Consider the following 6,382-nt stretch of genomic DNA (forward strand, 5'->3'; position numbering starts at 1 on the left):
GCGCCTGCAGGGCCTTGTCCCCGTGCGGCCGCGAGCGGCGGATCGGAGCGGTCAACTGATCAATCGGGACGCCAGTCTCCGGCGCGTCCCATGTTCGTAGGACCTGGTCGATATCGAGACGGCGATCGGAGCCGATCTGGAAGAAATCACGGACCGCGCCGGCCTGCGACCAGCCGACCTGCCATGGAGGAGCACCACGTGTGAAGCTTGACCCCTGGCGGGCAACGCTCCGCAGCGCTGACAGCGACGGAACATCCGGACCGGATGACCGCAGGACTTCGGTGGCGGCGCCGATCCATTCCAGGCCGGCGACGATGTTCTCAGGGTCAACCGCGTCAAGGAAATCGCCGGCCATCCCCGGGCCGAGTCGAGTCGCCGCACGGATGATGTCGTCGGCGAGATCGGCAGTTTCCGCATAGGGGTCGAGGCCCAGGCGGGCCGCTGCCAGGCAGAACTCCTGCTCGTCCTCGTCGGCTCCGGTGACGGCGGCCCATTCGGTGTGCAGCGCCGTCCCGGTGACACCCTGTTCAGCCAGCCGGGTCAGGACGGCGCCGACCACGGCCGCCAGTTCGCGCTCGACCTGGGCTCGTGGAGTTCGCGCGTGGCCATGGCCAAGGTAGCGGATCGGTTGATCGGAAGAGACCTCATGGTCATCCCGCCACAGCAGACGGGTCGAAGAACCCTCCGGGACGATGATGAGATCAGGCCAACGGAAACCGTCGCCTGCCGATCGGAGGCTGTGCCGGAGCAGGCCGTCGTGGGTCGCAGCATCGGGGAACGGACCGTCGAGCGCTCTGTTGGGTCGGGCGTCGGCCGCAAGGGACCACCAGTTGAAGGCGATCCACTCGGCGAGTGGGTACAGCGGGCAGTAGATCGAACGACGAGCGCTACCCGACCCGAGGTCCTCCACCAGGGAGACGTGCCGTGTGCCGACAAGGATCTCCAACCGTGCCCAGGTGGCCCGAAGTTCGGGAGAACGCACGCCGGGCGCAGGCTCCCACTCCCACTGGAAGCGCAGTTCAGATGCTTCCGCCATCAGACCCCCGAAGGCCATTGCGACGGTTGCAGAGGGTAACCCTTGTACTGACCCTGACCCTGATTGACCAGACGGCCCTCGTAGCAGACCCCTTCGCGGCGATGCCAGACATAACGCGGGAAGTCTCCTTCCCACGGTGGACCAACGGTTCCGGCGAGGATCGCACTGCGAAGCCAACCGGTCAGCTCGGCCGGATCAGCCAACGCAGGATCACACTTGGTCGCATCGGCGCGCAACCGCGGCTGCCGTCCGGCGAAGGAAGGCGCCGTCTTGTGTTCCGCACTGCCGACATATGAGACACGCTCCGCGATGCGGGACAGCACAACGCCCTCCGGGGGCGGACTGATCCGGCGGCGGAGGGGACGCTGGCGTCGTGGAGCGCGCACGTCCCAAGTATGACCCATACGTGATCGAAAAAAACAGCCGCGGCTGTCGACTCCCAGGAGGTATCGGTGGCAGGTTCGCAGGATGCGCCGGCGACACACGAGGCTCCGCCGACGTATGAGCGGGCCCGGGCGGAGCTGGAGGATGTCGTCCGCCGGCTGGAGGCCGGCGGCATCACCCTGGAGGAGTCGCTGTCACTGTGGGAACGCGGTGAGGCGCTCGCACGAGCGTGCCAGTCCTTCCTGGACGGTGCCCGCGCCCGCCTCGACGCCGCTCAGTCCGAGGCGGCCCAGTCCGACGCGGGATAGGCCCCCGGGTCAGCCCACATCCCACAGCCGCACGGTCCTGTCGTCGCCGGCGCTGGCCAGGGTGCGACCGTCCGGGGCGAACACCACCGCCTTCACCCAGCCGGTGTGGCCGGTCAGCGGCGGACCGAGCGGACGGGGGGCGGACCGTGCGGTGATGTCCCACAACCGCACCGTCGCGTCCTCGCCGGCACTGGCCAGGGTGCAGCCATCCGCGGCGAACGCCACCGCCCCCACCCGGCCGGTGTGACCGGTCAGCGGCGGACCGAGTACGCGGGGGCTACGGGCGGCGTGGCCGATCAAGGGGGCGAGCAGGCGGGGACGAGGAGCGGTGATGTCCCACAGCCGCACCGTCCTGTCGACGCCGGCGGTGGCCACGGTGCGCCCGTCCGGGGCGAACTCCACCGACCACACGTCGCCGGTGTGGCCGGTCAGCGGCTCACCGAGCGGGCGGGGACGGCGTTCGCTCACGTCCCACAGGCGCACCGGGCCGGTACCGCTGAGGTCAGCACCGGCGCTGGCAAGGATGCGGTTGTCCGGCGAGAACATCACCGACCGCACCGGGCCGATGGAGCCGGCCAGGGGCGGGCCAAACCGGCGGGGAGCGGACCGGTCGGCGACATCCCACAACCGCACCGTCCCGTCCCTGCCCGTGCTGGCCAGAATCCGGCCGTCGGGCAGGAACACCACCGACCACACCCGGTCGGTGTGACCGGTCAACGGCGCACCGAGCGGGCGGAGGCGACGGGCGGTGACGTCCCACAGCCGCACCGTCCGATCGGCGCTCGCGCTGGCCAGAATCGTGCCGTCCGGGGAGAACACCACCGCCTCCACCCGGTCGGTGTGGCCGCTCAGGGGTGGGCCGAACGGACGGGGAGCGGACCGGTCGGCGACATCCCACAACCGCACCATCCGGTCCGCGCCGGCGCTGGCCAGGATGCGGCCGTCCGGGGAGAACGCCACCGAGATCACCCAGCCCGTGTGGCCGGTCAGCCGCTGACCGAGGCTGCGGGGGTCGGGAACGGGCATCGGCTTGCGGGCCGCCGGCTTGCGGGCCGCAGGCTTCTGGGCCGCCGGCTTCTGGACGGTCGGCTTCGGGACGGGCGGCTTCTGGACGGGCGCAGGCTCGGGCATCTTCACCGTCGGGGCCGCCGGGGCAGAAGCCGCGGCAGCCTTCTTGGCGGGGGCTGGCTTTGTGGCAGCGGCCGGTGTGGCCGGTGTGGCCGACCCGCAGTCCCACAGCCGCACGGTCCTGTCGTCGCCGGCGCTGGCCAGCGTGGCGCCGTCCGGGGCGAACGCCACCGACCACACGGTGCCGGTATGGCCGGAAAACGGCTTACCGAGCGGACGGGGGGCGGCGGGATCAGCCACATCCCACAACCGCACCGTCGTGTCGATGCTGGCGGTGGCCAGCCTTCGACCGTCCGGGGCGAACGCCACCGACCGCACCTGGTTGGTGTGGCCGGTCAGGGGATCGCCGAGTGGACGGGGAGCAGCCCGGCCGGTCAGCTTCCACAGGCGCACCGTCTTGTCACTGCCCGCACTGGCCAGGATCGTGCCGTCCGGGGAGAACGCCACCGACAGCACCCGGTTCGTGTGGCCGGTCAGCGGATCGCCGAACAGGCGGGGATCGGACGGGTCGGCCACATCCCACAGCCGCACGGTCTTGTCGTTGCCGGCGCTGGCCAGGATCGCGCCGTCCGGAGAGAACACCACCGAGAACACCGAGTCGGTGTGACCGATCAGCGGCCCACCCATCGGGCGGGGTGCGGTCCGGTCGGCCACATCCCACAACCGCACCGTCTTGTCGTTGACAGCGCTGGCAGTGGCCAATGTGCGGCCGGCCGGGGAGAAGGCCACCGCGAGGACCGCGTCGGTGTGGCCGGTCAGGGGCTGGCCGAGCGGACGGGGGCTGGACGGATCGGCCACATCCCACAACCGCACCCTGCGGTCGGCGCTGCCGCTGGCCAGGATCTCCCCGTCCGGGGCGAACGCCACCGACCGCACCTGGTTGAGATAGCCGGTCAGGGGATCGCCCAGCGGGCGGGGATCGCAGGGGTCGGCCACATCCCACAACCGCACCGTCTTGTCGCCGCCGGCGCTGGCCAATGTGCGGCCGTCCGGGGCGAACGCCACCGAGAACACGGGGCTGGTGTGGCCGGTCAGCGGTCGGTTGAGCGGCCGGGGGCCGGATGCCGGCGCGACCACCTTCGCCGCCGGTGCGGGGGCCTTCGCCGCCAGTGCGGGGGCCACCGTCGGCGCTACCGCCAGGGCCGCCGGTGCGGGGGCCTTCGCCGCCAGTGCGGGGGCCTTGGCGGGCGGTGACACCCGGGCGGGCAACCCGCAGTCCCACAGCCGAACGGTGAAGTCCGCGCCGGAGGTGGCGAGGGTGCGGCCGTCCGGAGCGAACACGACCGCGTTCACGATGCTGGTGTGGCCGGTCAGCGGCTCGCCGAGAGGGCAGGGTGCGGCGGGATCAGCCACGTCCCACAACCACAGCGCCTTGTCATCACCGGCGCTGGCCAGGGTGGCGCCGTCCGGGGAGAACACCACCGACCGTACCCGCCCGGCGTGACCGGTCAGTGGCTCACCGATCGACCTGGGGTCGGACGGATCGGTGACGTCCCACAGCCGCACCATCTTGTCGCCGCCCGCGGTCGCGAGGATCCCGCTGTCCGGCGAGAAGGCCACCGACCACACCTTGGCGGTGTCACCGGCCAACGGCTCACCAAGTGGACGCGGGATGGACCGGTCCCGCACATCCCACAACCGCACCACCACCGAGCCGTCGCCGGTGGAAGCCAGCATCCGACCGTCCGGAGAGAACGCCATCGCGTCCACCCGGTCGGTGGGAACGGACAGCGGTTCTCCGACCGGACGGGGAGCGGACGGGTCGGCCACATCCCACAACCGCACGGTCCTGCCGTTGCCGGCGCTGGCCAGCGTGGCGCCATCCGGAGAGAACGCCACCGCACGCACCCGACCAGCGGGACTGATCAACGGTTCACCGAGCAGGCGGGGAGCGGACGGGTCGGCCACATCCCACAACCGCACCGTTTTGTCGTCACCGGCGCTGGCCAGGATGCGGCCGGCCGGGGCGAACGCCACCGCCCGCACCGGGCCGGCATGGCCGGGCAGCGGCCCACCCAGCCGGCGGGACGCGGACGGGTCGGCCACATCCCACAACCGCACCGTCGTGTCGTTGCCGGCGCTGGCCAGGATCTGCCCGTCCGGGGAGAACGCCACCGAGAACACCGAGCTGAGGTGACCGGTCAGCGCAGGGCCGAGTGTGCGCAGGCCGGGAACCGGCGCCCGCCGGACAGGCTGCGGAGTCCGATTGGCGGGCGCCGGCTGCGGCTGCGGCTGCGGCTGCGGCACTCGAGCGATGGGCGGCGGTGGGTAGTCGGCGGCCTCGCGGATGTCGTCGTCGAGGCGCAGGCCGACGCCGGAACGGGCAGTCCACCGCGGGCCGTAGACGAGGCAGGCAGCGCGGGCAAGATCGAGGGCGAATGCGCGGGCCGACGGCTGGCGTGCGGCCGGTTCCTTGGCCAGCGCCCGCATGACCACCTCCGCGACCTGGGCGGGCACCCCGGCGGGCGGTGCGGGGATGGTGTCGAGATGGTGCCGCAACTGTGCGAGCAGCGGCAGTGTGGGGTCGAACAGCGGCGCCCCGGCGAGCAGTTCGTACAGGAGCACACCGAGCGCGTACAGATCGGTGGCCGGCCCCAATCGGCCTTCGAGGATCTGCTCAGGCGCCATGTACTGGGCCGTCCCGATGATCCGGCTCGCGGTGGCCGCCGACCCGTCGAGGAGTTTCGCGATCCCGAAGTCGGTCACCTTCACCAGGCCGGTGGCGTCGAACAGAATGTTGTCCGGTTTGATGTCGCGGTGCAGCACACCCTGGGAATGTGCACAGGTCAGCGCCTGCGCGACGGCCAGGCCGACCGCGCAGGCGCCCTCGGCCGGTAGGCCTGCCCGCCGACTGGTCAGAGTCCCCCCTGCCAGCAGCTCCATCACGATGAGGCACAGGCCGTCGTCCTCGACGTAGTCGTGGACCCGGACCACATGCGGATGATCAAAACTGGCGAGCAGCCGCGCCTCCGCGGCGAAACCGACAGGGGCGTCATCCTTCGCTGAGGACAACACTTTGATCGCGACATCGCGTTCCAGGTGGCGGTGCCGGCCCGCCAGGACATGCGCGAACCCGCCGGCACCCAGCCCGGCGCCCAGCTCGTAATGGGGTAATGCGGCGGCTATCCGCTCCCGATCAACAACAAACATGCGCAGGTGGCAGCCGGATAACGACGATCCCGGACCATACCAGTACAAACCCGCCCATCATCCCCCCTGCGCACTGCGGTGATTCTAACCATCACCAGCCGGAGTCAGGCTCACACCGACATGGTGGGTGCGGCAGCGCCCGGTGGGACGGGGGTCTGCGGGACGCCGGCCCGCCAGTCCTCGGGAAGTTCGGCGGGGAAGATCCGGCCGCTGCGGGTGAGGATCACGCCGGGGGCGAGTTCGACCTCGTCGCCGGGGTGGAATCGCCGGTCGACCTGGGGAGGCAGCTGTTCCCAGGGCCCCAGCCGCCCCCGCTTGTCGACGGTCCGCATCCGGGAACCGTAGCTGCTGACGTCGCGGACAGGCGTTGCGCGGC

The 6,382-nt window shown here is 71.3% G+C and carries 3 protein-coding genes and 1 pseudogene; 1 reads left to right on the plus strand and 3 read right to left on the minus strand.

Annotated features, from left to right (window positions below; translation table 11 throughout):
- A partial coding sequence (locus tag U9977_RS23685; protein ID WP_322751491.1) for a hypothetical protein occupies positions 1–1,036 on the minus strand: 1,036 nt, incomplete at its 3' end.
- 452 nt (positions 1,037–1,488) lie between these two features.
- Between U9977_RS23685 and U9977_RS23690 the strand changes: the two genes are divergently transcribed.
- Entirely contained in the window at positions 1,489–1,728 is a 240-nt protein-coding gene (locus tag U9977_RS23690; protein WP_322751492.1) for an exodeoxyribonuclease VII small subunit, read from the plus strand.
- 9 nt (positions 1,729–1,737) lie between these two features.
- Here the strand turns inward: U9977_RS23690 and U9977_RS23695 are convergent, their stop codons facing one another.
- Positions 1,738–6,006 carry a serine/threonine-protein kinase gene (locus tag U9977_RS23695; RefSeq protein WP_322751493.1) on the minus strand — a complete coding sequence of 1,423 codons (4,269 nt, stop codon included), beginning with the start codon at positions 6,004–6,006 and terminating at the stop codon, positions 1,738–1,740.
- Positions 6,007–6,116: 110 nt separating this feature from the next.
- Positions 6,117–6,382 (minus strand): annotated as a pseudogene (locus U9977_RS23700) (FHA domain-containing protein); the annotation flags it as partial.

Source organism: Protofrankia sp. Cas8 (assembly GCF_963555845.1).
Lineage (GTDB): Bacteria > Actinomycetota > Actinomycetes > Frankiales > Frankiaceae > Protofrankia.

What these genes read in the sequence shown, in the direction of transcription:
- U9977_RS23695 (WP_322751493.1), bottom strand. Translation starts at nt 6,006, where the DNA reads ATGTTTGTTGTTGATCGGGAGCGGATAGCCGCCGCATTACCCCATTAC.